Genomic DNA, 23,989 nt, shown 5'->3' with positions numbered 1-23,989 from the left:
CTTCGCGGTCGATTCTATCGGTTTGCCAGGAAATCGGAAGGTTGTTGTCAGTAAATACGCAGATTCCTGATTCCCCCTTAGATCTAGAACCCAGGCGCGCGATTGCCATCTACCGATATCAGGCGAAGCAACCGAAAGGACGGCCGATGAAACATGGGCTGGCAGGATTCCAGTCTGGCTGCCGCTGCGCTACATGCTTCGAGGAAGAGACGAGGCGTGTCGAAAAGATAGCCGAAGAACAGCGTCAATACTGGCAGCCAATCAACGAGGCAGCCGACGCAGCCTGGAACAATCGCTGGCGGACGTGGAAACCTCGACATTCGAGCGCCCGCTCATGGACTGAGGATGAGATCGCACTGGCCCGAGACCGATCTTTGCCAGCACGCATGCTTACCGTCCCCCTGGGGCGCACTCTCAGCGCTATCAATGCGATGCGGTATCGCCCTGAGGTGTCACAAGATGCAGATCCCAGCAGGGACCATCAGCCAACAGAAGAAACGTCACAATGCTCGGCGTACCCCGCAGAAGAGGACGAGGAATCGCTCGGCGTACACCCGCCCATTGTGGGCGTACCGGTGTCGGCACAAATCACACATGTACTGCCAACAATTCTCTTGCGGAAGACAGATTGATCCAGTCCGCGGAAGCCCGCTATGCACTGCAAGTAAAAACAGCCCACAGTATTTGCGGCATTCGTACGAATCTGCTACACGATAGTTCAAAGTGAGGGTTCGCAATGATTTCATTCATGTCGCTTCTGCCTCTCGGCATGCGGAAAAATACTGCCAGAGGAAGTAGTGACAGACCTCCTTCACACGACGACGAACTACATATAGCCGGCACCGCGCTTACGCCAGAATCCACCATCACACCGGAGGCAAGCCAGAATGGGTCGATCGTTGGCAATAATGCTGACGATCGCGACTTGACACCAATTTCTGGTAGCCAGACTTCGGCGAGGGATATGGTGATTTTGGGTAGCGGCAACGCCCTAGAGTGGTTTGGATGGGTGGTGTTCGTTTCCACCGCACCCTTCTTTTCGGAGCAGATCTTCGCTCACTCGTCACCGCTTTCGGCCATTCTTGCTACGTTTGCAGTATTCGCTGTTGGTTTTGTGGCACGACCCTTGGGGGCAGCGCTGCTCGCCCATTTAGCCGATCGGCGTGGCCGCGTCATCGCGCTGGCGCTGTCTATCGCCTGCGTGGCCGCGGGAAGTATCGGTGTAGCGCTATTGCCCACCTATCAGTCGATAGGCGACTTGTCCGGGGTTCTACTGCTCTGTCTGCGACTCCTGCAGGGGCTTGGGGAAGGTGGAGAGCTTCCGACCGCCCAAACCTACGTTGCAGAGATCGCACCGCGAGGACGCCGCGGGCTTTGGTCAAGCATGATTTATTTATCAGGTCAGATAGGCGTCATCTGCGGCCTAGCACTACCCGCATCACTGAGCTGGTTCCTCGGCGCGGAGGCAATGTCGGAGTGGGGATGGCGAGTGCCCTTCGCGGTCGGCGGCATCGCCGGCTTGGCTGCGCTAGCGCAGCGCATGACACTTCAAGAACCTCCGAGTTCAGCAAGCGTCGTTAGGTCAAGAGACGCACACCGAACCCCGTGGGGCCTGTATCGGCAACGAGCACTACAGATATGCGGTTTGGTCGCCGGTCCAGCAATAGTCGCTTACAGCTGGGGAGCTGCCGCACCCGCGTACGCAACCACGATTCTAGGAGTCAACCCAACAGCGGCCTTATGGGCCGCAGTAGGTGCATACCTCCTTTCGGTCGCCTCACTACCGGCATGGGCAACGCTCTCTGACCGGTACGGTCGCAAGCCCAACCTGCTGATTGGGGCTCTAGGATGTGCCGCAGCAGTGGCGCCAATGGAACTGCTGCTACGTAGCAGTGCCTGGCAATTGTTCGTCGCAATGTCGGTAATCCTCGTGCTACAAAGTGCCACACTTGCCATCGCCCCAGCACTGTTCGCCGAACTCTTTCCCACACATATCCGCGTTAGAGGCATGGCACTTCCGTACGCGATCACGGTTGCATTATTCGGTGGCACTGCACCGTATGTAGAAACCTGGTTGACGGCCCACCACCACCCGCACCTGTTCACAGCTGCCACCATCGTTGCACTCCTCGTCAGCGCTGGCACCGCACTGACTCTGCCCGAGACCGTGGGCACCGACCTCGAAGCCGTCACATGAGCTTCAGAAATCCACATAATTCCAGCCCTAATCGCAAGCACAGTTAGTGTTCAGGAGTTTCTATGAAGTTGTTCGCCGTGATCATGGTAATTTGCGCTGCAATCACAACGGTTTTGTGGGTATGGATACTATGGTTGTGGCGAGATTGACAGTCAGCTTCGAGCGATTGCTCTCGCCATGGATTGCCAACCGGAAAATTTCGCCGAGTCGCGCCAGCTGCGTTGCAGCAGTATTACTTCCATTAATGTGAAGAAAGTGTCTATGAAGAGCTCACCAATCCTTCGATTTTGCCGTGTATATTTCGGAATATTGTCTACCCACAGAACGCGAATCGGAAGAATTGAACGCTCCATCCGGGCGTTGCTTCTTCTGCCGCCGTTTACGCTATTAATTACTTGGTTGTATATCCGACAACGCCTACGCGGCCCAGTGACGGTCGAGGGGATAACTAAAGCGGGCATCCGCATACAATGCCAGCTTCCCGACCTCATTCAGACATACATATATTTATTCGGCACATGGGAACCCAACCTTACTGCCTTCCTTCGTCATCGACTGCGTTCCGGCGACACCTTTATAGACGTCGGGGCGAACGTTGGATACGTAACCTCGATAGCCAGCGCGTCGGTTGGGCCGAACGGGACCGTAGTAGCCATCGAGCCCGCTCCGCCTACAATTGCTGCATTGAAGGACACTCTAGTGAAGAACGGCCTGGGAAATACCCGCATAGTTCCATGCGCGGTGTCCGACCATGAGCACAGCCTTCCGCTATTTTTTGGTCCTGCCCATAACACAGGGCATACCGCTACAACTACCCTCCGAGGCTTGCAGGAAAAGGGGCAGGTTCGGGCCGCGCCACTCAGCGCACTCGTCACTCACGAAGAATTAGCCTCTGCACGCCTGATTAAGATAGATGTCGAAGGCGGGGAGGTTGGCGTGCTTGCCGGTTTGCGAAATTCACTTGATAAGTTAGCTAGTTACACAGAAATTATAGTAGAAATTTCCCCACAATGGTGGGTCGATCCAAAATTGCGACCGATCGATGTGTTATCGCCCTTTATTGAGCACGGGTTCCATGTTTATCTGATACCAAATAATTCGATGCCCTGGCGACATCTGTGGCCCAATGACGTCGACGCACCGAGTCGACTTCGTGACCTATCGCTTTTGGAGCGGCGAGTAGCACAGATTGATATTGTGTTGTCGCGTAGCGACGCAGATCTATTGTGACCTGGGCCGTTGGGGTGAGGTGGCGATTCGATCGCATCCGACATGGGCCTGCGAACCCATCGCCTGTGGGCGGCAATCACCGGCCAGGTGCTAGTTCATCGAAGAAACTCCCAGCAGACGAAGGCTAGCTCGACCGCTCCATACCAACGGGGAATACGCTCGACTTCTCGGCGCCGTTGTTGGTGTGACCAGGATCTAGAACGCCGCCCGGCTAGTCGGAGACCTTCCGTGCTGCCCACGCGGTCACGACCACAACCAATTCAAGCAATGACATCACCGGCAACGCGGCATGATGGCCTGCCCGTTAAGCCCGTCCGCTCGCTGCAGAGGCAGCTCACGCCGCTGGACCCCGGGACGCAAAAGCTCCGCCTCCCGGAGGAGACGGAGCTTTTGCGATGCTGTGCTCCCCCGCTTGGACTCGAACCAAGAACCGTCCGATTAACAGTCGGAAGCTCTGCCAATTGAGCTACAGGGGATTACCCGGTTCGCGTTGTTTGTACCGCGAGCCGAGGCATGACTCTAGCTTACGAGCCGGGGTGAAAGCCAAGTCAGTTCCCCCTCCGAGCGCGTTGTCGCGTAGAGGCGGGCACCTGGAAGTGTCCTGGCTCAGCCCTTCACAGGTGCATCAGGCAGGATAGGGGCAACTTCGTACGTCGGTGGAGGGTTCGTGATTCGGGTTTTATTGGTGCTGGCAGCGGGCTACGTGCTGGGCGCGAAGGCTGGCCGCCGCCGATACGAGCAGATCGTCAACGGGTATCAGGCGGTTACGGCCAGTCCCGCGACCAAGAAGCTGATCGAGATCAGCCGTCGCCGTCTGGCGCACAGCCTCTCCCCCGACCCACACATGGTGGAACTCACACCGATCGACGAGACGACCATGATCTTGGAGCCGGAGCCTCAGCTCGACAACAAGCAGGTCAGCCCGACACCTCGTCGCCGCTGACCTGCTCCAGCAGACTGCGCCGATACGCCTCCAGCGCCACCAGATCACCGAACAGCGCGTGGTACTCGTCGGCGTGCTCCACCGGCGACATCCGCTGCAGCTTCGACTTGACCTCGGCCACCTGCCGTCCGACCCACACCTCTTGCAGCCTGGCCAACACCGACCCGATGTACCGGGGCAGCTGCTCATCGCTGTCGACCTGAATGGCATCGACGGTCAGCGCATTGATCAGCATCACCTGATTCTGGGACGACGCGCTCTGCCGCACCTTCTCCGTCCACTCCGCACCGACGACTCCCGCCGCGGTGCCCCCGGCCGCCTCGATAGCGGCGTGCACCGCCACGTAGCCGGGATGGGTGAAGCTGTCGGCGGGCAGTGAATCGAATACCGGCCCGGCCAAGGCGGGGAACTGTAGTGCGGCCTTGAGCGCTTCCCGCTGGGGAGACAGGGTGGGGTCCTTGGGGTCGGGCATCGCAACCTTGGGTGCGGCCCCAGCTTCGGCACCGCGGGCACGACGGTCGGGCGAAGCAGCGCCGCCCCTCGCCGCCTTACCGGCCTCCTCACGCACCCGCGCGAGAATCTGGGCCACGTCGTCCCAGCCGACCCAGCCGGCCAGCTGCCGGGCGTACTCGTCGCGCAGCGTCGGATCCTTGATCTTGGCGACCATCGGCACACAGCGCCGTAGCGCATCGACCCGGCCCTCGGCGATCTCCAGATCCGATTCCGCGAGCGCCGAGCGGATCGCGAAGGCGAAGAGCGGAATTCGACGCGCAACCAAATCACTCAGCGCACCCTCCCCCGACTTGAGCCTCAGATCGCACGGGTCCATGCCATCCGGGGCCACCGCCACAAACGACTGACCCGCCAGGTTCTGTTCTCCCTCAAAGGCTTTCAGGGCCGCGGCCTGGCCGGCGGCGTCTCCGTCAAAGACGTAGATGAGCTCGCCACGGAAGTACGAGTCGTCCATCATCAGACGTCGCAGCATCGAGAGGTGCTCTTCACCGAAGGCGGTGCCGCAGGATGCCACCGCCGTGGTCACCCCGGCCAGGTGCATCGCCATCACGTCGGTGTAGCCCTCGACGACCACCGCCTGATGTCCCTTGGCGATATCGCGCCGCGCCAGATCCAGCCCGAACAGCACCGAAGACTTCTTGTACAGCATGGTTTCCGGGGTGTTGACGTACTTACCCGGCATGGTGTCGTCATCGAAGATCTTGCGCGCCCCGAAACCGATGACTTCGCCACTGCTGGATCGAATCGGCCACAGCAGCCGCCGGTGGAATCGGTCGATGGGGCCGCGGCGCCCCTCCTTGGACAGACCGGCAGCTTCCAGCTCCTTGAATTCGAAGCCTTTGCGCATCAAGTGCTTTGTCAGGGTGTCCCACCCCGCCGGCGCGAACCCGCACCCGTACTGCTTGGCCGCGGCACCATCGAAATTACGCTCGGTCAGGTACTGACGTGCCGGTGCCGCCTCCGGGGAATCCAGTGCGGCAGCATAGAACTCCTGCGCCGCGGCATTGGCGGCGACGAGCCGAGCCCGGGTGCCGCGGTCACGCTGCACGGCGGTGCCGCCGCCCTCGTAGTTGATGGTGTAGCTGATCCGGTCGGCCAACCGCTCGACAGCCTCCACGAAGGTGATGTGTTCGACCTTCTGGATGAAGGTGTAGGCGTCGCCGCCCTCACCGCAACCGAAGCAGTGGAAGTGCCCGTGGTTGGGCCGCACATGAAAGGACGGCGACTTCTCGTCATGGAAAGGACACAGGCCCTTGAGCGAGTCGGCACCCGCACGCTTGAGCTGAACGTAGTCGCCGACGATGTCCTCGATCCGGGTGCGCTCACGGATCGCCGCGATATCGCGATCAGGAATCCGGCCGGCCACCCGGTTAGCTTAGCCAACCTCGCCGTCAGGCCCAGCTGGCTTGCACGCCCTGACTATCGCGGTCCACCCGCTCAAGTCGACTTTCGGTGTACGAGGCGATCTGATCCACCACCACCCGGGTGCGGGCCGCGTCGTCTGCGGCGGCCTCGAACGCGGGCAGGAACACCGGATCCAGCGTGGCCGGGGCCCCCGCGACCAGCCACTGCGCCACCCGGTGGATGCGTTCACGCTGACGGGCCTGTACCGCGATATGCCGCGGATCGGACATGATGAATTGCAGCGCAAGCATTTTCAGCACCGCCACCTCGGCGGCCACTATCTCGGGCACGGTCAGCTCGGCCTCGAACCTGATCAGCGGGCCGTCCCCCGCCACCGTCCGGGTGGCGCCGATCGCGGCCGAGGCGAACCGGCCCACGAATTCACTGGTCAGCCGCTTGAGGTTCGCCGACGCCGTCAACGTGCCGTCATAGGGGCCGATGGCCGCCACCACCGGCAGCGTCGCCAACCGCGCGGCCGCCTCCTCCAGCGCCCCCTGCTCCAGGCCGCCGAACGAACGCACCCCCAACTCGGCCAACACCTGCGCCTCCCCCGGCGACGCCAGCACCCGCAGGTCGATGCGCCCGGAGATGACGCCGTCCTCAACGTCGTGCACCGAATAGGCGACGTCATCTGACCAGTCCATGATCTGCGCCTCCAGGCAGCGCCGCTGCGGCGGCGCCCCGGCACGTACCCAGTCCAGTGCGGCGCTGTCGGTGTCATAGGCCCCGAACTTCTTACCGCCGGGCGCACGCAGCCACGGATACTTCGTCGCGGCGTCCAGTGCCGCCCGGGTCAGGTTAAGCCCGGCGCTGTTGCCTTCGGCATCAACGACTTTGGGCTCCAGCCGGGTAAGGATGCGCAGGTTCTGCGCGTTGCCCTCAAACCCGCCGCAGTCCACGGCCACCTCGTCCAACGCCCGTTCACCGTTGTGTCCGTACGGCGGATGTCCGATGTCGTGTGCCAGCCCCGCGAGGTCTACCAGGTCCGGATCGGCGCCCAACCCGGTGGCGATACCGCGCCCGATCTGCGCCACCTCCACCGAATGCGTCAGCCGGGTGCGCGGCGTATCGCCCTCACGCGGCCCCACCACCTGGGTCTTATCGGCCAAACGCCGGAACGCGGCGCTGTGCAGGACACGTGCCCTGTCGCGCGCGAAGTCGGTCCGGTACTCCTGCACGGCCGAGACGGCTGGGTTTCCGATCATCGCCGTCTTGGGTGTTTCGGTGACGACGCGTTCACGGTCGGAATCGGTGTAGGCATCCTGTTTGGGCATCGTGAGCCCAGTCTGCCAGGACGGGTCGGAGCGTCGCGCGAGGCACTAGATTGGCGAGCATGCGTCTGCTGCGTGCACTGGGTCCCTTGATCGCGGTGCTCATGGTGTTTGCCCCGACCTTGCTGTTGACACCGGTGGCGACTGCCGAACCGCCCTTCCGGGTACCGAGCTATGTCACCGATCGGGCCGGAGCGCTCAAGAACCCGGGCAAGGTGCGGGCCGCGATCGACCAGCTGTACGACAAGCAGAAGGTGCGGCTATGGGTGGTGTACGTCGATGATTTCGACGGCGCCGATCCCGCCGCGTGGGCGAGCAAGACCATCAAGGCAAGCGGACTGGGAGATCGCGACGCCCTTCTCGCGGTAGCAACCCAGGAGCGCAGCTACGCGTTCCAGGTCGCATCGGGTATCAAGAACGTCAGCGATTCCGAGATCGACAATCTACGCACCAACACGATCGAACCCGCACTGCGCACATCGGATTGGGACGGCGCCGCCATCAAGACCGCCAACGGACTGGATTCGGCGGCCTCGTCGTCAACCTCCATTCCGTGGATGGCGATCCTGGTCGCACTTGCCGTCGGTGCCGCCATCGTCGGGGCATTCATGCTGTACTCCTCGCTGCGAACCCGAGCACGTCGCAAGGCGGAGATCGAGGCGGCCAAAGGTATCGATCCGTCCGACGCACAGGCGCTGGCCGCTCAGTCTGTCGACGCGCTCGATGGTCTGTCGAAATCCATTGTGGTGAACGTCGACAACGCGGTCCGCACCAGTGATGCCGAGCTCACACTCGCCGTCGAGGAGTTCGGCACCGAGCAAACCGCCCCCTTCCGGCAAGCCGTCGACTCCGCAAAATCGGCGTTGGCGCAGGCATTCTCGGTGCGAAAGCAGCTCGACGATGCTGTCCCCGAAACGCCCACCGAACAGCGCCGGCTACTGATCGACGTCATCACATCTGCCACTCGGGCCGATCGAACATTGGACGAACAGAGCGCCGCGTTCGATGCGCTGCGCAACCTCGTCATCAATGCGCCATCAAGGCTGGACATTCTCACTCAGCAGGTGGTTGCCGTCACCGCGCGCATTCCGGCGTCAGAACGCGTTCTCGGGCAACTGCGTACCGAGTTCGACAGTGCGGCGTTGGCGTCGATCACCGACAACATCAAAGAGGCAACCGAGCGCGTCGGTTTCGCCGATTCGCGCATCTCCCACGGCCGGGAACTGGCGTCTCGGCCGGTCGAGGGCCAGCAGATGAACCTCGTCGACGCGGTTCGCGGCGCGGAATCGGCGCTGGCGCAGGCGACCGCATTGCTCGACGCAGTGGACAACGCCGCCAACAACATCCGCCACGCCACCGACTCGCTGCCCGCGTCGATCGCCGACACCAAATCGGGCATCGCCCAAGCGGAGGAGCTGCAGAAGCAGGCCGGTGTGGCCGCTACCGCGGACCTGGCGCAGGCACATGACGCCGCGGTAGCCGCGGTCACCTCAGCGGAACAGATCGGGTCGACGGATCCGCTGACCGCCTACACCCACCTGGCGACGGCAGATGCCGCGCTGGACAAATTGTTAACGACCGTGCACGAACAGCAGGCTGCCGCCGAGCGCCGGGCCCGGGCATTGGCTCAGGCCATTACCACCGCTCGCCAAAAGGTGAACTCCGCAAGCGAATACGTCGGCCTGCACCGGGGTGCCGTCGGTGCAGTCGCGCGCGCGGATCTCGCCGAGGCACAACGCAACATCGCGTCGGCCGAAGCCAGCCGCGACTCGAATCCGTCCGACGCCATTGCCTGGGCCAATCGAGCAGCCGAACTCGCGACGCGGGCCGAAAACGGTGCGCTACAAGAGGTCCGCGGTGCGCAGCGGTACTACAGCGACGGGTACAGCAATTACGGCGGGTACAGCGTCGCAGGGAATGTGGCCGGGAACATCGCCGGCGCGGTGATCGGCGGCGTCCTACGCGGCATGCTCAGCGGCGGATCCAGCCACCACAGCTCATGGTCGGGGTCCGGGTCGTCGTCGTTTGGCGGCTCCTCGCACTCCTCGGGTACCAGCTTCCGAGGCGGCGGAGGCCGCTTCTAGCTCACTCTTGCCACCGCGAGCGTCACGTTATGCACGCCGAGTACGGCGTGTCCGCGTGCGCAACGCCGCGCTCGGCGAGGTGTTACCAGCGACGACAGCCCGTTTCACCCCTGAAATGTCACGGGGCACTTGACGGGGCACGCTCGGCGATGTGCAATATATTGCATGCCGGTACCGCATTCGGAGGGCGTCGTCGCACGGTCCCTGCTCCGCGACGACGCGTACAAAGCCCTGCGTAAGGCCATCGTGGATGGCACCCTCGCGCCGGGCGAGCGGCTGCGTGACGACGAGCTCAGCCGCTGGCTGGGCGTGAGCCGAACCCCGATTCGCGAGGCTCTCGCCCGTTTGGACCAGGCCGGCCTGGTCCAAACCCAACCGGGCCGGCACACCATCGTCAGCCCCGTCGACGTCCGGGAGGCACGCGCGGCGCAGTCCGTCGCCGCCGCCATGCACGAGCTCGCCGTCCGGGAGGCAATCACCAGCATCTCGGCCGCTGATCTCGCCGCGATGCGGCACGCCAACTCCCGTTTCGCCGCCGCCCTCGACGCGCACGATCCCGATGCCGCACTGGCCGCGGACGACGAGTTCCACGCAGTCGCCGTCGAGGCCAGTGCCAACCCATACATCGCCGCCGTGCTCGAGCAAGTCACCCCGGTGCTGCGCCGCCTCGAGCGGATCCGGTTCTCCAGCCGCGACGGACGTCATTCCGTGGCGCTGCACGAGCAGATCATCGCGCGGTGCGAGGCCGGCGACAGCGACGGCGCGGGCCGCGCCGCGCGAGACAACTGGCACACCCTCATTCCCGCCCCCGAGGGCACCGCACACGAAGAGCTCGGAACCGGCTGAAAGACGCAGCCCCGCAACGACGTCCCCAAACATGCAGGAGAGCGCCTTGTCGATTCACGATTTCCCCCGCTATCCGCTGACCTTCGGGCCGAGCCCCGTCCATCCCCTGGAACGCCTGAGCCGCCACCTCGGCGGAGCGCAGATCTGGGCCAAGCGAGAGGACTGCAACTCGGGGCTTGCCTTCGGCGGCAACAAGATCCGCAAGCTCGAGTACATCGTTCCGGACATCGTGGCCAGCGGTGCCGACACATTGGTGTCCATCGGGGGCTACCAGTCCAATCACACTCGGCAGGTGGCTGCGGTGGCGGCGGTGCTGGGTATGCAGTGCCGCCTGGTTCAGGAGCGTTGGGTGGACTGGGACGATCCCGTCAACGACAAGGCCGGAAACATCCTGCTGTCGCGCATCATGGGCGCCCAGACCCGGCTGGACCCCGCGGGGTTCGATATCGGCATCCGCCGGTCATGGGAGGAGGCACTGGCTGCGGTCGAAAACAGCGGCGGCAAGCCCTATCCCATCCCCGCCGGCGCATCTGAACACAAGTACGGCGGCCTGGGCTTCGCCAACTGGGCGTATGAACTTGCCGCGCAAGAAGAACAGCTGGGCGTGTTCTTCGACACCATCGTCGTGTGCACTGTTACCGGCTCGACGCACGCCGGCATGATCGCGGGATTCGCCGCACTCGCCGATGCCGGAGGCCCCCCACGACGGGTCCTGGGTATCGACGCGTCGGCCACTCTCCCGAAGACCACCGACCAGGTGACCCGCATCGCGCGGCACACAGCGAACTTGATCGGCCTCGAACGCGACCTGCGCCCCGACGAGATCACTGTGCTCGAGGGATGGGCCGGCGAAAAGTACGGTGTACCTGTCGAATCCACCGTCGAGGCGATAAAGCTGTGCGGGCGGCTAGAGGCGATGATCACCGACCCGGTCTACGAGGGCAAGTCCATGGCAGGCCTGATCGACCTGGTCACCGACGGGACGATCGAGCCGGGCTCAACCGTCCTGTACGCCCACCTGGGTGGCCAACCAGCCCTGAACGCCTACAGCGGCGTGTTCACCGGCTAAACCGCGTATCCGTCGGCGACGTTCAGCGCCTCGTCGATGATCGACAGCCCGCGCCGCAGATCTTCCTCGCTGATGATCAGCGGAGGCGCCACATGCGTGCGGTTGAAGTGCGTGAACGGCCACAGGCCAGCCTTCTTGCACGCCGCCGCGAATGCGTTCATCGGTGCGGCCGCCTCGCCACTGGCATTGAACGGCACCAACGGCTCGCGAGTCTGCTTGTCGCGCACCAGTTCCACCGCCCAGAACAGGCCGCGGCCACGGATCTCGCCAACGCTCGGGTGGGTCTGCACCCAACGCTCGAGCTCGGGACGCACCACGCGCTCACCGAGGTCGCGCACGCGCTCCAGGATCTTGTCATCCTCGAACACCTTGATGGTCTCGACGCCGACCGCACAAGCCAACGGGTGACCGGAGTACGTCAGCCCACCCGGGTAGGGGCGGTGATCGAAGCTGGTGGCGATGGCATCGGAGATCACCACGCCGCCGAGCGGGATGTAGCCGGAGTTGATGCCCTTGGCGAAGGTGATGAGGTCCGGGGTGACGTCAAAGGCGTTGATGGCGAACCATTCACCGAATCGCCCGAACCCGACCATCACTTCGTCGGCGATGAACACCAAGCCGTACCGGTCGCAGATCTCCCGCACCCCGGCCAGGTAGCCCGGCGGGGGCACCAGCACGCCGTTGGTGCCGACCACCGATTCCAGGATGATCGCGGCGATCGTGGGCGGACCCTCTAACTGGATGGTCTGCTCCAGATGCTCCAGCGCCCGTTGGGTTTCCTGTTCGGGCGAGGTGGAGTGGAAGACCGAACGGTAGGCGTACGGGCCGAAGAAACGCACCACCGAGTTGTCGCCCGGGTCGTTGGCCCAACGGCGCGGCTCACCCGTCAGCGACATCGAGGTGGTGGTGCCGCCGTGGTAACTGCGGTATGCGGCAAGCACTTTGCGGCGCCCGGTGTGGTGGCGCGCCATGCGCACCGCGTGCTCCACGGCCTCGGTGCCGCCGTTGGTGAAGAACACCTTGTTCAAGGCGCCCGGCGCACGCTCGGCAACCAGGCGCGCGAGCTCGCCGCGCACATCGTTGGCGAAGGCGGGGGCGATGGTGGCCAATCGGCCGGCCTGACGCTGGATGGCCTCGACCAGGCGCGGATGCTGGTGTCCCAGATTGAGATTGACCAGCTGCGAGCTGAAGTCGAGGTACTCCTTGCCGGTGTAATCCCAGAACGTCGCACCCGATCCGCCGGCGATCGGCAGCGGATCGATCGTGGCCTGCGCCGACCACGAGTGGAACACGTGGCCACGGTCGTCGGCGCGAACCTGCGCCTCGGCCGCCGGTGCCTCGATCGGCGCGACGGCGGGATCAACGTGCAAGTCAGTCATGTTTCGCTCCTTGGCTAGCAGCCCTTGAGAGTTTTGGCGAGATGATCGGCCACGCCGCCGATCGGAATGCGCTGTTGGGTCATCTCATCGCGATCTCGGACGGTGACCGAGTCGTCTTCGAGTGAGTCGAAATCGACTGTGACGCAGAACGGGGTGCCGATCTCGTCCTGTCTACGATACCGCCGGCCGATGGCACCGGCGTCGTCGAAGTCGACGTTCCAGTACTGGCGCAGCTCGGCGGCCAGTGCCTTGGCGCGCGGGCTCAGGTCGGCATTGCGCGACAACGGCAGCACCGCGGCCTTGATCGGCGCCAGGCGCGGATCCAGCCGCAGCACGGTGCGGGTGTCCACTCCGCCCTTAGCGTTCGGCGCCTCGTCCTCGTGGTACGCGTCGACCAGGAAGGCCATGAAGGAACGCGTGAGGCCGGCCGCGGGCTCAATCACGTACGGGGTGTAGCGACGATCCTCGGCCTGGTCGTAGTACGACAGATCCTCACCGGAATGCTTGGAGTGCGTGGACAAGTCGAAGTCGGTGCGATTGGCGACGCCCTCCAGCTCGCCCCACGGGTTGCCGCTGAAACCGAACTTGTACTCGATGTCGACGGTGCCGTCCGAGTAATGCGACAGCTTCTCCTTGGGGTGGTCATACAGCCGCAGGTTCTCCGGGTCGATGCCCAAGTCGACGTACCACTGCAACCGGGCGTCGATCCAGTACTTGTGCCACTCCGGCGCCGTCGACGGTTCGACGAAGAACTCCATCTCCATCTGCTCGAACTCGCGGGTGCGGAAGATGAAGTTGCCGGGGGTGATCTCGTTGCGGAAGCTCTTGCCGATCTGGCCGATGCCGAACGGCGGCTTCTGGCGCGAGGTGGTGACGACGTTCTTGAAGTTCACGAAGATGCCCTGCGCCGTCTCGGGACGCAGGTAGTGCAGGCCCTCTTCGGTCTCGATGGGGCCCAGGTACGTCTTGAGCATCATGTTGAAATCGCGCGGCTCGGTCCATTGACCCTTGGTGCCGCAGTCGGGACAGACGATCTCCGTCATGGCGACCGACTCGGGATCCTCGATCTTCTTTTTCTCTGCGTAGCCCTCCTGCAGGTGATCCTGACGGTGACGCTTGTGGCAGTTCAGGCACTCGACCAGCGGATCGTTGAACACCTCGACGTGACCGGAGGCGACCCAGACCTGGCGCGGCAGGATCACCGAGGAATCCAGGCCTACGACATCATCGCGGCTGGTGACGACGGAGCGCCACCACTGCTTCTTGATGTTCTCCTTGAGCTCGACACCGAGCGGGCCGTAGTCCCACGCCGACTTGGTACCGCCGTAGATCTCACCGCACGGGTACACCAGTCCCCGGCGCTTGGCGAGGTTGACGACGGCTTCGATCTTCTTACCGGCGGCATTGGGCTTCGCGGCCACGATGAATTGCTCTCCTAGATGCTGGTTCTGACCTGCACAGCGTAGAGGGTGACGTTTGACATGCACGAGCATGCATGTCAAAGTGATAATCGTTTCCATTAATGCGGTCAATGCGGAGGTTAATGACAGTGGTAGACAGCGCGCTCAGCTCCGACCCCCAGTCCGCCGAGGACGACCTGCCGCACGCCCCGCATACCCCGCCCGGGCCACTCCCCTCCCGGGAGATCCTGGAGCAGTCAGGCGAGCTGTTGCGGGCACTGGCCGCACCGGTGCGGATCGCGATCGTGCTGCAGCTACGCGAGTCGCAGCGCTGCGTGCACGAACTCGTCGACGCCGTCGGCGTCGCCCAGCCGCTCATCAGCCAGCATCTGCGCGTCCTCAAGTCCGCGGGAGTGGTCTCCGGTGAGCGGCAAGGCCGCGAGGTGATGTACCGCCTCGTCGACGATCACCTGTCGCACATCGTCGTGGACGCCGTCGCACACGCCGAGGAACAGCTCTAGTGACCGTCCGCGCCACCCGGCAGCGGGCCGCCATCACCGCCCTGCTGGACCGGGTCGACGAGTTCAAGTCCGCACAGGACCTGCACGACGAGCTCAAGCGCGCCGGCGAGGGCATCGGACTGACCACCGTCTACCGAACCCTGCAAACCATGTCGACAGCCGGCGAGGTGGACGTGCTGCGCGCCGACACCGGCGAATCGGTGTACCGACGTTGCTCCACCGAGCACCATCACCACCTGGTGTGCCAGCACTGCGGGTTCACCGTGGAGATACAGGGTGATGCAATCGAGCTATGGGCGACCGACATCGCCGACCAACACGGATTCACCAACGTCAGCCACACCGTTGAAGTGTTCGGCGATTGCGGAAAATGCGGAACTAAAAACTGAGCGCTTTACGCGCGTCGGCACCCGTCGAGAACACCATCAGCAGCAGCGTTAACAACGCCTCATCGGTGATGCCGGTGGCAGGAAAGTTGTAGCGCAGCAACACATCTGCCTTGCGTCCCTTGGCGATCAGCAGAATGTTGCCGAACAACGACTTCTGCGCGAGCCCATCCACCAGGTGCCGCGATTTCGCGTTCACGGCCACGTCCCAGGCCAGCACCTGCGAGAGCGACACCACATCCAGACCCGCCGCGATGGTGACCGCGCGGATCGACGTCAGCGTCCCCTCGTAGTCCGCGGTCAGCGCCCCGTCGGATTCCTTGGTCACCGACAACACGGGGTGCAGCACGCGGTACACCCGGTCCAGGATCTCTGCAGCGTCGTCAGGCATTACGCCGACCCGAATCGGCGGTCACGCTGGGCGTATTCCAGGCAGGCCGCCCACAGATCGCGGCGATCAAAGTCGGGGTACATCTTTTCCTGGAACACGAACTCGGCGTACGCCGACTGCCACATCATGAAGTTGCTCGACCGGAACTCGCCGGATGGCCGCAAGAACATGTCGACGTCGGGCATGTCCGGCTCGTCGAGGTACTTGGCGATGGTTTCCTCGGTAATGCGGTCCGGCTTGAGCTGCCCGGACTCGACCAGGCGGGCGATTCTCCTTGTTGCCTCCGCGATTTCGGCCCGCCCGCCGTAGTTAATGCACGTCGTCAACGTGAGCGTGCTGTTGTTCTTAGTGAGCTCCTCGGTGATCTCGAGCTCCTTATAGACGCTGCTCCACAGCCGCGTCTTTTGACCGGCCCAGCGGAACCGCACGCCCATGTTGTTCAGATCGTGCCGGCGCCGCTTCACGACGTCACGGTTGAAGCCCATCAGAAAGCGAACCTCGTCGGCGGGACGGCGCCAGTTCTCCGTGGAGAACGCGTAGGTGGTGAGCCACGGGATGCCCATCTCGATGGCACCGCAGACCATGTCCATCATGGTGGCCTCACCCATCTTGTGACCCTCGGTGCGCGGCAGCCCGCGAGCCCGCGCCCAGCGCCCGTTGCCGTCCATCACCACCGCGACGTGCCGGGGTACCAGCTCCTTGGGGATGACCGGCGGCACGGCGCCCGACGGATGCTTAGGCGCAGGATGCGGCCGGGTGCCGCCGCGGCCCACACCGGGCAGCAGCTTGGGGAACACCGCAGGGAACACCGTCTTATCGGGGAACGTCGGGTTATAGCCCTGTGGGACGTCGGCCCAGTCGGTGTAGTACTTATCCTGCTGCGGATCGGGCTGGCTGCTCTTCACCATGGCTCATATTTAACCTGCTGCCGCGCTCGACGAGCGGGAGTGTCCGCAGCTTGCGTTCCAGGTGCCACTGCAAATGCGCCGCGATCAATCCGCTGGCCTGGGTGCGCTGCGTCTGCGGCACGTCATCGGTGGCCGCCCAGTCGCCGTCATGAAGCGCGGCCATCAGCTCCAGCACACCCTGCGGCGGGGTCGCCGCGCCCGCGGGACGGCAATGCGTGCAGACGCTGCCACCCGCCGCCACGTGGAAGGCACGATGCGGGCCCGGGGTCGCGCAGCGCGCACACTCACTGATAGCGGGTGCCCACCCGGCAATGCTCATGGCGCGCAACAGATATGCGTCGAGAACCAGCTCACGGGAGCGCTGCTGATCGGCGATTGCCCGCAGCGCTCCGACGGTGAGGCGATGCAGGGCGACAGCCGGGGCACGCTCTTCACCGGCGATCCGCTCGGCGGTCTCCAAGACGGCGCAGGCAGTGGTGTATCGGCCGTAATCGCTGACGATGTCCACCGTGAAAGCGTCGATGGCCTGTACCTGGGTGACGATGTCTAGATTGCGTCCAGGATGCAGCTGCACGTCGATATGCGCGAAAGGTTCCAGCCGCGACCCGAACTTACTGCGGGTGCGGCGCACCCCCTTGGCGACCGCCCGCACCAGGCCATGCTGGCGGGTCAGCAGGGTCACGATACGGTCGGCCTCGCCGAGCTTGTGCTGCCGCAGCACGACAGCACGATCCCGATAAAGCCGCATTCGAAGAGTTTCCCATCTGGTACCGACGAATCCCCGCATTGACGCACCATTTCGACCGCATACCCTTCTCGTCATGTCGGGCTTTCCCACGCTGACGTCGCAGTCCGCAGCGCTTGCTGCAGGCTCCGTCAGCTCCATTTCGTTAACGCTCGCCGCGCTCAATGCGATCAAGGCCAGCCAGACGACGCTGAACGCGTTCCGGGTGGTGTGCACCACGAGCGCCCTTGCCGACGCCACCGAGGCCGATAAACGGTTAGCTGCCGGTGAGCGGCTGCCATTGCTCGGAGTGCCCATCGCCATCAAGGACGACACCGACTTGGCAGGCACCCCAACCGCATTCGGCACGGCGGGAGCGGTCGGATCGGAGTCCGAGGACGCCGAGGTGGTGCGACGGCTGCGGGCCGCGGGCGCCGTGATCGTCGGCAAGACCAATACCTGCGAGCTGGGCCAGTGGGCCTTCACCAGTGGGCCCGGCTTCGGACACACCCGCAACCCGTGGAGCCGCGGCCATACGCCCGGCGGATCCTCCGGCGGTAGCGCCGCGGCGGTGGCGGCGGGCCTGGTCGCCGGGGCGATCGGTTCGGATGGCGCTGGGAGCGTACGGATTCCGGCCGCGTGGACACACCTGATCGGGATCAAGCCGCAGCGTGGCCGCATCTCGACGTGGCCGCATGCCGAGGCGTTCAACGGGATAACCGTCAACGGGCCATTGGCGCGCACCGTGGCCGATGCCGCACTGCTCTTGGATGCGGCGTCCGGAAATGTTGCGGGCGATCTACACAAGCCGCCGGGCGTGCGGGCCGTCGAGGCCGTCCATGAGGATCCGGGCCAGCTTCGGATCGCACTGTCGCTCAAGGTGCCGTTCTCGGGTTTCCCTGCGCGTCTGCATCCGACGATCGACGCCGCCACCCGCTACGTCGGGCATCAGCTACGTTCCCTCGGACACATGGTTTCCGACGGCGATCCGGACTACGGAATAGCCCTCGGGCTGAACTTCCTGCCACGAGCGACGGCCGGGCTGCTGCCCTGGATTGATCGACTCGACGCCGGAGCCGATTGGGACCAGCGCACATTGGCGAACATGCGGACCGGACGACGCCTGGCCGGGTTGGCCTTGCGTCGGGCGCGGGCGGCCGAGCCGCGATTGCACAAACGCGTCGGCAGTATCTTCGGCAGTTTCAACGTCGTGCTCGCGCCGACAACGGCGCAGCCGCCCACGGGGATTTACGATTTCGATGAGATCGGCAGTATTGCAACGGATCGCGGACAGATCGGCGCGTGTCCGATGACCTGGCCGTGGAACGTGCTCGGGTGGCCGTCGATCAATGTGCCCGCCGGGTTCACCGAGGACGGGCTGCCGATTGGCGTGCAGTTGATGGGGCCCGCGAACAGCGAGCCGCTACTCATTTCGCTTGCCGCACAATTGGAATCGATCAACAACTGGGCATCGGAAACCCCCGACCCCTGGTGGTGAGCGCGAGGCTTCGCCCGCTCCGCATCGAGACCGAGGTTGTGGCGGTTTCGTCTCGCACAAATTCGCCATAACCTCGGTCTCGCTGGCTAGGCGGCGCGCGATGCCCCATGCAGAGCGGCGCGCACCCGAGCGACTACCGCGCCAGGCTGCATGGTGAGCTGGTCTCGACTGACCCGCACCAGTCGCCATCCCATCGAAGCAATCACCTCTTGCCGCTCGATATCGCGACGATGCTGGACCGAGTCACCCCAATGTTGAGCACCGTCGAACTCGGCGGCAACTCGCTGTTCTCGCCAGCCCATATCGAGGCGAATGGTCCTGCCGTCTGGACCGCGCAACTCGATCTGAGTCTCGGGGCGCGGCAGACCCGCACCGACAAGGCACATCCGCAACCGTGTCTCTTGAACAGACTCGGCGCCCGGGTCGGCCAAGGACAACACATTCGTCAATCGCCGGATGCCGCGCGCGCCCTTATGCCGCGAGACAAGATCGATCACATCGCTCGTCGAACAGTCCCGAAGGAGCACATCGACCAATTCGACAGCACGAGGTGTGTGTACGCGGCGGGCGATGTCGAACACCGTCCTGGCCTGCGTGGTGACATCGATTCCGTCCATCACCATCAACTCGTCGGCGCAAAGCTTGTCCGCGTGCAAGACAATCCCCTTCGGCGCGGTGCGCCAATCGCGAACCAGCTCGGCCGAACGATCCGCGGATATCCACGGATTGCCGTGCAGCGCGGCGGCCGAAACACCGCACACCACACCCGCCCCGCCCGACCATAGAAACGCCGCCTCGGCACGCAGACGTGCGGTGAGCTCAACGCCGACCGGCAGGTAGACATTGCGGTAGACGCGTCGATAAGCGGTACGCAACTCGTGGCGTGTGAGCGTCCCAGACGCAATGGCTGCACTCCCCATGACCAGGCTCCCCATGTCGCGACCATGCCATGGGCCCCCGACAAATCAACGAGACCGAGGTTGTGGCGAATTTGTGCGAGACGAAACCGCCATAACCTCGGTTTCGGCGGGCGGGGCGGCCGGGCGGGGCGCGGCGACGCCCCTAGAACCCCAGCTTGCCGAGCTGCTTGGGGTCGCGCTGCCAGTTCTTAGCGACCTTGACACGCAGATCCAGGTACACCTTCGTCCCGAGCAGGTTTTCGATCTGCTTGCGCGCGTTGGTCCCAACCTCGCGCAGCCGCGAACCGCCCTTGCCAATGACGATGCCCTTCTGGCTGTCGCGCTCGACATACAGGATCGCGTGCACGTCAATCAGTTCCGAACCCTCGGGGCGGTCCTCGCGCTCGTTCACCTCGTCGATGACCACCGCCAGCGAGTGCGGCAGTTCATCGCGCACCCCTTCGAGCGCGGCCTCACGGATCAGCTCGGCCATGAGCACCTCTTCGGGCTCATCGGTTAGCTCGCCGTCGGGATAGAACGCCGGCCCGGATTGCAGCTTGGACGCCAAAACCTCTGTCAGCACCTCGACTTGGGCGCCGGAAACCGCGGACACCGGGACAATATCCACATCCGGCCCGACCAGCTCGGACACTGCGAGCAGCTGTTCGGCGACCTGCTCCTTGCTCACCTTGTCGATCTTGGTGACGACGGCGATGAGCGTCGTACGCGGCGCGACAAGCTTGATCTGCTCGTAGATCCACTTGTCCCCCGGTCCAATGCGCTCATCGGCCGGGATGCACAACCCGATCACGTCGACCTCGGAATACGTATCGCGCACAAGGTCGTTGAGCCGCTTACCCAACAGCGTGCGCGGCCGGTGTAGACCCGGAGTGTCGACGAGCACGATCTGAAAATTCTCGCGGTGCACAATCCCGCGAATGGTGTGCCGGGTGGTCTGCGGTCGGCTGGACGTGATCGCCACCTTCTGCCCAACCAGAGCATTGGTCAGCGTGGACTTGCCGGTGTTCGGCCGCCCCACGAAACACACGAAACCGGAACGGAACTCCGGCGAGCTCACAATTGCCCCGTAGGCACGCCGGTGCGGTCGGTCACGACGACCGTCGCCGACGGCGACAGCTCCCGCACCGCGTCGATACCCGGGTCATCGTGTGAACCGCCGACGAGGATCGCCGCCTCGATGGCCGTCGCGCCGCTGGACACCGCCGCCGCCACGGCCGCCTGCAGTGCAGTCAACGAGAGCGATGAAAGTACTACCGAAGCACCGGCATACGTTCGCCCGTCGCCATCGCGTACCGCCGCACCGGAGGTCGCCTCGGCACGTCCCATAGCCCCACGGGCCAGCACGACGAGCTTGTTGTCCTCAGGGTCCATTTCTTCTGGGTCCAACTCACTCATTCCGTTCCTCCGCTTCCTTGTCCTGCAATGCTTCCGGATCGGGCTGTATCAGAATGGTGCCGATACGTACCCGGCCACGGACATCCGGGCCGCCCTCGGCCTGTAACAACAGTCCATGCGAGGCGGCCCTGGCGCCGGGAAGCGGAACGCGGCCCAGCTCCAGCGCCAGCAGCCCGCCCACCGTCTCGACGTCCAGGTCCTCGTCGAATTCGATGCCGTACAGCTCGCCCAGGTCCTCGATGGGCAGTCTGGCGGACACCCGGAAGTTCTTGTCGCCCAAATCCTCCACCGGCGCGACCTCGTCATGGTCGTACTCGTCGGCGATCTCCCCGACGATCTCCTCCAACACGTCCTCGATGGTCACCAGCCCGGCGATCGCCCCGTACTCGTCGACGAGCAGCGCCATGTGCTTGCGGTGCAGCTGCATCTCGCGCAGCAACTCGTCCAACGGCTTGGAATCCGGGACAAAGACCGCCGGTTGCATCACCTGCGCAACGTTGACGTCCTGACCCCCGTTCACCGAGTAGTACGTCTGCTGCACAAGGTCTTTCAGGAATACGACACCGACCACGTCATCGACGTTCTCTCCGACGACCGGGATGCGGGAATGCCCGCTGCGCACCGCCAGCGACGTCGCCTGCCCCGCCGTCTTGTCGTTCTCGATCCACACCATCTCGGTGCGCGGCACCATCACCTCGCGCGCCGGGGTATCGCCGAGCTCGAACACCGACTGAATCATCCGGCGCTCGTCATCGGCCACCACACCCCGCTGCTGGGCCATATCGACCACCTCGCGCAGCTCGATCTCGGAGGAAAACGGGCCGTTGCGGAAGCCACGTCCAGGAGTCACCGCGTTACCCAACAGGATGAGCAGTCGAGAAATGGGTCCCAGCAGCACCGAAATCACCTGCAACGGAACGGCAGCGCCGAGCGCGATCGAATACGCGTGCTGGCGCCCCAACGTGCGCGGGCCCACCCCGATCGCCACGAAGCTCGTCACCACCATGACGATTGCCGAAATTGTCAGCGCGGCAACCAGACTCATCCGCGCCGTCAGGTAACCGACCAGGAACACCGTCGAGAGGATCTCGCACACCGTGCGCAGCAGCACCACCAGGTTCACGTAGCGCGGACGCTCCCGAATCACCCGGGAAAGCCTTACCGCACCGGGCCTTTCCTCACGCACCAGCTCATCGACACGCGCCGAGGACACTGTATTGATGGCCGCGTCGATGGCTGCGAACGCACCACCCAGTCCGACGAGCACGATTGCCGCCAGCAGCAGCCCTATTCCGCCCATCACTCGTCGAAGCGTTGCGATTTGTCGAGCAGTCGGCTATCGCGGTACAGCTGGGCCTGCTGCGCGTACCAGTCCTGCAGCAGCTGGTTCTGCAGCGCGAACATCTCGCGCTCTTCCTCCGGTTCGGCGTGGTCATACCCCAACAGATGCAGCACCCCGTGCACGGTCAGCAGTGCCAGCTCATGAGCCAACGAATGCCCAGCCGCCTCAGCCTGTTCCGCGGCAAACTGCGGGCACAGCACGATGTCTCCGAGCATCGACGGCCCCGGCTCGGGCGCATCGGGACGCCCGCCGGGCTCCAGCTCGTCCATCGGGAACGACATCACGTCGGTGGGTCCGGGCAGATCCATCCACCGCATGTGCAGATCGGCCATCGCCGCCAAGTCGACGAGCATCATCGAAAGTTCCGCCGCCGGATGCACATCCATCGCCGCGATGGCGAATCGTGCAACGCTGACTAGCTCGCCCTCGGCGACGTCGATACCCGACTCGTTAACGACCTCGATGCTCATCGCTGCCGGCTCCGGTTCCCCGAGGCGCGCCGCTGCGCGCGATTACTGTGCAGGCCGCCCTGCAGGTCCGAGTCCTCGAATCGGGCGTAAGCGTCCACGATCTCCGACACCAACCGGTGGCGAACCACATCGGCACTGGTCAACTCCGAGAAGTGAATTCCCTCGATATTGTCCAGGATCTCCATCGCCGCACGCAGACCCGAGCGAGAACTGCCCGGCAGGTCCACCTGCGTGATGTCGCCGGTCACCACGATCTTGGAGCCGAACCCCAGCCGGGTGAGGAACATCTTCATCTGCTCGGCGGTGGTGTTCTGCGCCTCGTCGAGAATGATGAACGCATCATTGATCGTCCTGCCACGCATGTATGCCAGCGGCGCAACCTCGATGACCCCCGCATCCATCAGCTTGGGAATCAGCTCCGGGTCCATCATGTCGTGCAGCGCGTCGTAAAGCGGGCGCAGGTACGGGTCGATCTTCTCGCTCAGCGTCCCCGGCAGAAATCCCAGCCGCTCCCCCGCCTCGACAGCGGGACGTGTGAGGATGATGCGCGACACCTGCTTGCTCTGTAACGCGTTGACCGCCTTGGCCATTGCCAGATAGGTCTTGCCAGTGCCGGCCGGGCCAATACCGAACACAATGGTGTTGACGTCGATCGCGTCCACATAGCGCTTCTGATTCAACGTCTTTGGACGGATGGTCTTACCGCGGCGCGCCAGGATGTCCAGGCTCAACACCTCGGCGGGCGACTCGCTGGTGTCTCCGGTGAGCATCGCTACGGTGTGCCGAACCGTCGAGGGCGTCAGCTGCTGGCCGCGGCGGGCGATCACCATCAGCTCGGAGACCACTCTCTCGGCCAGCGCCACCTCGGCGGGTTCGCCGGTAAAGGTGATGGTGTTGCCGCGAGCGTGCACCTCGGAGGGAAGGACGTCCTCTAGCTCGCGCAGATTTTCATCAGCTGAACCCAGCAGGCCCATGATGAGGTCGTTCGGAATCTCGACGCTGCTGCGGACTTCCTTGGAAGGTACAGCGGCACGTTCTTCTCGGCTCGTCACGTGGTTTTCGATGCCTACTCTCTGGGGTTTTGGTGACATCTCAGTT

At 64.0% G+C, this 23,989-nt stretch carries 22 protein-coding genes and 1 tRNA gene; 9 read left to right on the top strand and 14 right to left on the bottom strand.

Going from position 1 to position 23,989, the window contains the following annotated elements:
• Nucleotides 1–736: 736 nt before the first annotated feature.
• Both FZI91_RS11980 and FZI91_RS11975 read left to right on the top strand, forming a co-directional pair.
• Nucleotides 737–2,197: an MFS transporter gene (locus FZI91_RS11980; protein WP_155939234.1), complete on the top strand. Its 1,461-nt coding sequence runs from the start codon at nucleotides 737–739 to the stop codon at nucleotides 2,195–2,197.
• A 177-nt stretch (nucleotides 2,198–2,374) separates the two neighbouring features.
• A complete protein-coding gene (locus FZI91_RS11975) occupies nucleotides 2,375–3,427 on the top strand; it encodes an FkbM family methyltransferase (protein ID WP_155939233.1) in 1,053 nt (350 codons plus the stop codon).
• Between the two features lie 403 nt (nucleotides 3,428–3,830).
• Here FZI91_RS11975 and FZI91_RS11970 read toward each other — a convergent pair.
• Nucleotides 3,831–3,903: transfer RNA gene (locus FZI91_RS11970), tRNA-Asn, on the bottom strand.
• 191 nt (nucleotides 3,904–4,094) lie between these two features.
• Between FZI91_RS11970 and FZI91_RS11965 the strand changes: the two genes are divergently transcribed.
• On the top strand, nucleotides 4,095–4,370 hold the full coding sequence (locus FZI91_RS11965; protein ID WP_162525603.1) for a hypothetical protein: 276 nt from the start codon (nucleotides 4,095–4,097) through the stop codon (nucleotides 4,368–4,370).
• Here FZI91_RS11965 and dnaG read toward each other — a convergent pair.
• Entirely contained in the window at nucleotides 4,345–6,249 is a 1,905-nt protein-coding gene (dnaG, locus tag FZI91_RS11960; RefSeq protein WP_162525604.1) for a DNA primase, read from the bottom strand. The genes FZI91_RS11965 and dnaG overlap by 26 nt on opposite strands.
• Before the next feature lie 25 nt (nucleotides 6,250–6,274).
• Nucleotides 6,275–7,561, bottom strand: a complete 1,287-nt coding sequence (locus FZI91_RS11955) for a deoxyguanosinetriphosphate triphosphohydrolase (protein ID WP_155939232.1) — start codon at nucleotides 7,559–7,561, stop codon at nucleotides 6,275–6,277.
• A 59-nt stretch (nucleotides 7,562–7,620) separates the two neighbouring features.
• On the opposite strand from FZI91_RS11955, the gene FZI91_RS11950 reads away from it, so the two are divergent.
• The 3 genes from FZI91_RS11950 to FZI91_RS11940 all read left to right on the top strand — a co-directional run bounded on the left by FZI91_RS11950 (nucleotide 7,621) and on the right by FZI91_RS11940 (nucleotide 11,557).
• On the top strand, nucleotides 7,621–9,642 hold the full coding sequence (locus FZI91_RS11950; RefSeq protein WP_155939231.1) for a YgcG family protein: 2,022 nt from the start codon (nucleotides 7,621–7,623) through the stop codon (nucleotides 9,640–9,642).
• A 165-nt stretch (nucleotides 9,643–9,807) separates the two neighbouring features.
• Entirely contained in the window at nucleotides 9,808–10,488 is a 681-nt protein-coding gene (locus FZI91_RS11945) for a GntR family transcriptional regulator (RefSeq protein WP_155939230.1), read from the top strand.
• A gap of 46 nt (nucleotides 10,489–10,534) precedes the next feature.
• Nucleotides 10,535–11,557: a 1-aminocyclopropane-1-carboxylate deaminase gene (locus tag FZI91_RS11940; RefSeq protein WP_155939229.1), complete on the top strand. Its 1,023-nt coding sequence runs from the start codon at nucleotides 10,535–10,537 to the stop codon at nucleotides 11,555–11,557.
• On the opposite strand, the gene FZI91_RS11935 is transcribed toward FZI91_RS11940, so the two are convergent.
• Nucleotides 11,554–12,936 carry an aspartate aminotransferase family protein gene (locus tag FZI91_RS11935; protein ID WP_155939228.1) on the bottom strand — a complete coding sequence of 461 codons (1,383 nt, stop codon included), beginning with the start codon at nucleotides 12,934–12,936 and terminating at the stop codon, nucleotides 11,554–11,556. The genes FZI91_RS11940 and FZI91_RS11935 overlap by 4 nt on opposite strands.
• 14 nt (nucleotides 12,937–12,950) lie before the next feature.
• Entirely contained in the window at nucleotides 12,951–14,357 is a 1,407-nt protein-coding gene (locus FZI91_RS11930; protein WP_162525605.1) for a glycine--tRNA ligase, read from the bottom strand.
• Between the two features lie 122 nt (nucleotides 14,358–14,479).
• Between FZI91_RS11930 and FZI91_RS11925 the strand changes: the two genes are divergently transcribed.
• Together FZI91_RS11925 and FZI91_RS11920 are read left to right on the top strand one after the other, a co-directional pair.
• A complete protein-coding gene (locus tag FZI91_RS11925) occupies nucleotides 14,480–14,857 on the top strand; it encodes a metalloregulator ArsR/SmtB family transcription factor (protein ID WP_155939227.1) in 378 nt (125 codons plus the stop codon).
• Nucleotides 14,857–15,246 carry a Fur family transcriptional regulator gene (locus FZI91_RS11920; RefSeq protein ID WP_162525606.1) on the top strand — a complete coding sequence of 130 codons (390 nt, stop codon included), beginning with the start codon at nucleotides 14,857–14,859 and terminating at the stop codon, nucleotides 15,244–15,246. Before FZI91_RS11925 ends, FZI91_RS11920 begins: the two co-directional genes overlap by 1 nt.
• Here the strand turns inward: FZI91_RS11920 and FZI91_RS11915 are convergent.
• From FZI91_RS11915 to recO, 3 genes are read right to left on the bottom strand one after another with little or no spacing between them, the layout of a single operon-like run.
• Nucleotides 15,236–15,634, bottom strand: coding sequence for a hypothetical protein (locus tag FZI91_RS11915; protein ID WP_155939226.1), 399 nt, complete (start codon nucleotides 15,632–15,634; stop codon nucleotides 15,236–15,238). The two genes, FZI91_RS11920 and FZI91_RS11915, sit on opposite strands and share 11 nt — an antisense overlap.
• Complete coding sequence (locus FZI91_RS11910) at nucleotides 15,634–16,542, bottom strand: isoprenyl transferase (protein ID WP_155939225.1); 909 nt, start codon at nucleotides 16,540–16,542, stop codon at nucleotides 15,634–15,636. Before FZI91_RS11910 ends, FZI91_RS11915 begins: the two co-directional genes overlap by 1 nt.
• Nucleotides 16,505–17,290 carry a DNA repair protein RecO gene (gene recO / locus FZI91_RS11905; RefSeq protein ID WP_155939224.1) on the bottom strand — a complete coding sequence of 262 codons (786 nt, stop codon included), beginning with the start codon at nucleotides 17,288–17,290 and terminating at the stop codon, nucleotides 16,505–16,507. The genes FZI91_RS11910 and recO overlap by 38 nt, the downstream gene beginning before the upstream one ends.
• 73 nt (nucleotides 17,291–17,363) lie before the next feature.
• On the opposite strand from recO, the gene FZI91_RS11900 reads away from it, so the two are divergent.
• Entirely contained in the window at nucleotides 17,364–18,764 is a 1,401-nt protein-coding gene (locus tag FZI91_RS11900; protein WP_155939223.1) for an amidase, read from the top strand.
• Between the two features lie 86 nt (nucleotides 18,765–18,850).
• On the opposite strand, the gene FZI91_RS11895 is transcribed toward FZI91_RS11900, so the two are convergent.
• From FZI91_RS11895 to FZI91_RS11870, 6 genes are all read right to left on the bottom strand, one after another.
• Nucleotides 18,851–19,699, bottom strand: a complete 849-nt coding sequence (locus FZI91_RS11895; RefSeq protein WP_155939222.1) for a DUF559 domain-containing protein — start codon at nucleotides 19,697–19,699, stop codon at nucleotides 18,851–18,853.
• 127 nt (nucleotides 19,700–19,826) lie between these two features.
• Nucleotides 19,827–20,741, bottom strand: a complete 915-nt coding sequence (era, locus tag FZI91_RS11890) for a GTPase Era (RefSeq protein WP_162525607.1) — start codon at nucleotides 20,739–20,741, stop codon at nucleotides 19,827–19,829.
• Nucleotides 20,738–21,079 carry a cytidine deaminase gene (locus FZI91_RS11885; protein WP_155939221.1) on the bottom strand — a complete coding sequence of 114 codons (342 nt, stop codon included), beginning with the start codon at nucleotides 21,077–21,079 and terminating at the stop codon, nucleotides 20,738–20,740. The genes era and FZI91_RS11885 overlap by 4 nt, the downstream gene beginning before the upstream one ends.
• Nucleotides 21,072–22,379, bottom strand: coding sequence for a hemolysin family protein (locus tag FZI91_RS11880; RefSeq protein WP_155939513.1), 1,308 nt, complete (start codon nucleotides 22,377–22,379; stop codon nucleotides 21,072–21,074). Before FZI91_RS11880 ends, FZI91_RS11885 begins: the two co-directional genes overlap by 8 nt.
• Nucleotides 22,379–22,891, bottom strand: coding sequence for an rRNA maturation RNase YbeY (gene ybeY / locus FZI91_RS11875; protein WP_155939220.1), 513 nt, complete (start codon nucleotides 22,889–22,891; stop codon nucleotides 22,379–22,381). The genes FZI91_RS11880 and ybeY overlap by 1 nt, the downstream gene beginning before the upstream one ends.
• Nucleotides 22,888–23,943: a PhoH family protein gene (locus tag FZI91_RS11870; protein WP_162525608.1), complete on the bottom strand. Its 1,056-nt coding sequence runs from the start codon at nucleotides 23,941–23,943 to the stop codon at nucleotides 22,888–22,890. The genes ybeY and FZI91_RS11870 overlap by 4 nt, the downstream gene beginning before the upstream one ends.
• Nucleotides 23,944–23,989 lie beyond the last annotated feature (46 nt).

The organism is Mycobacteroides sp. CBMA 271 (assembly GCF_009729205.1).
Classification (GTDB): domain Bacteria; phylum Actinomycetota; class Actinomycetes; order Mycobacteriales; family Mycobacteriaceae; genus Mycobacterium.
This window is presented reverse-complemented; position numbering and strand designations above follow the sequence as displayed.

Excerpts from the sequence above, each read along its gene's own strand:
- FZI91_RS11895 (WP_155939222.1), bottom strand. The coding sequence starts at position 19,699 with ATGGGGAGCCTGGTCATGGGGAGTGCAGCCATTGCGTCTGGGACGCTC.
- FZI91_RS11910 (WP_155939225.1), bottom strand. The coding sequence starts at position 16,542 with ATGGTGAAGAGCAGCCAGCCCGATCCGCAGCAGGATAAGTACTACACC.
- FZI91_RS11935 (WP_155939228.1), bottom strand. The coding sequence starts at position 12,936 with ATGACTGACTTGCACGTTGATCCCGCCGTCGCGCCGATCGAGGCACCG.
- FZI91_RS11980 (WP_155939234.1), top strand. The coding sequence starts at position 737 with ATGATTTCATTCATGTCGCTTCTGCCTCTCGGCATGCGGAAAAATACT.
- FZI91_RS11880 (WP_155939513.1), bottom strand. The coding sequence starts at position 22,379 with ATGGGCGGAATAGGGCTGCTGCTGGCGGCAATCGTGCTCGTCGGACTG.
- FZI91_RS11945 (WP_155939230.1), top strand. The coding sequence starts at position 9,808 with ATGCCGGTACCGCATTCGGAGGGCGTCGTCGCACGGTCCCTGCTCCGC.
- FZI91_RS11975 (WP_155939233.1), top strand. The coding sequence starts at position 2,375 with ATGGATTGCCAACCGGAAAATTTCGCCGAGTCGCGCCAGCTGCGTTGC.
- FZI91_RS11950 (WP_155939231.1), top strand. The coding sequence starts at position 7,621 with ATGCGTCTGCTGCGTGCACTGGGTCCCTTGATCGCGGTGCTCATGGTG.
- FZI91_RS11900 (WP_155939223.1), top strand. The coding sequence starts at position 17,364 with ATGTCGGGCTTTCCCACGCTGACGTCGCAGTCCGCAGCGCTTGCTGCA.
- FZI91_RS11885 (WP_155939221.1), bottom strand. The coding sequence starts at position 21,079 with ATGAGTGAGTTGGACCCAGAAGAAATGGACCCTGAGGACAACAAGCTC.
- ybeY (WP_155939220.1), bottom strand. The coding sequence starts at position 22,891 with ATGAGCATCGAGGTCGTTAACGAGTCGGGTATCGACGTCGCCGAGGGC.
- recO (WP_155939224.1), bottom strand. The coding sequence starts at position 17,290 with ATGCGGCTTTATCGGGATCGTGCTGTCGTGCTGCGGCAGCACAAGCTC.
- FZI91_RS11955 (WP_155939232.1), bottom strand. The coding sequence starts at position 7,561 with ATGCCCAAACAGGATGCCTACACCGATTCCGACCGTGAACGCGTCGTC.
- FZI91_RS11925 (WP_155939227.1), top strand. The coding sequence starts at position 14,480 with ATGACAGTGGTAGACAGCGCGCTCAGCTCCGACCCCCAGTCCGCCGAG.
- FZI91_RS11915 (WP_155939226.1), bottom strand. The coding sequence starts at position 15,634 with ATGCCTGACGACGCTGCAGAGATCCTGGACCGGGTGTACCGCGTGCTG.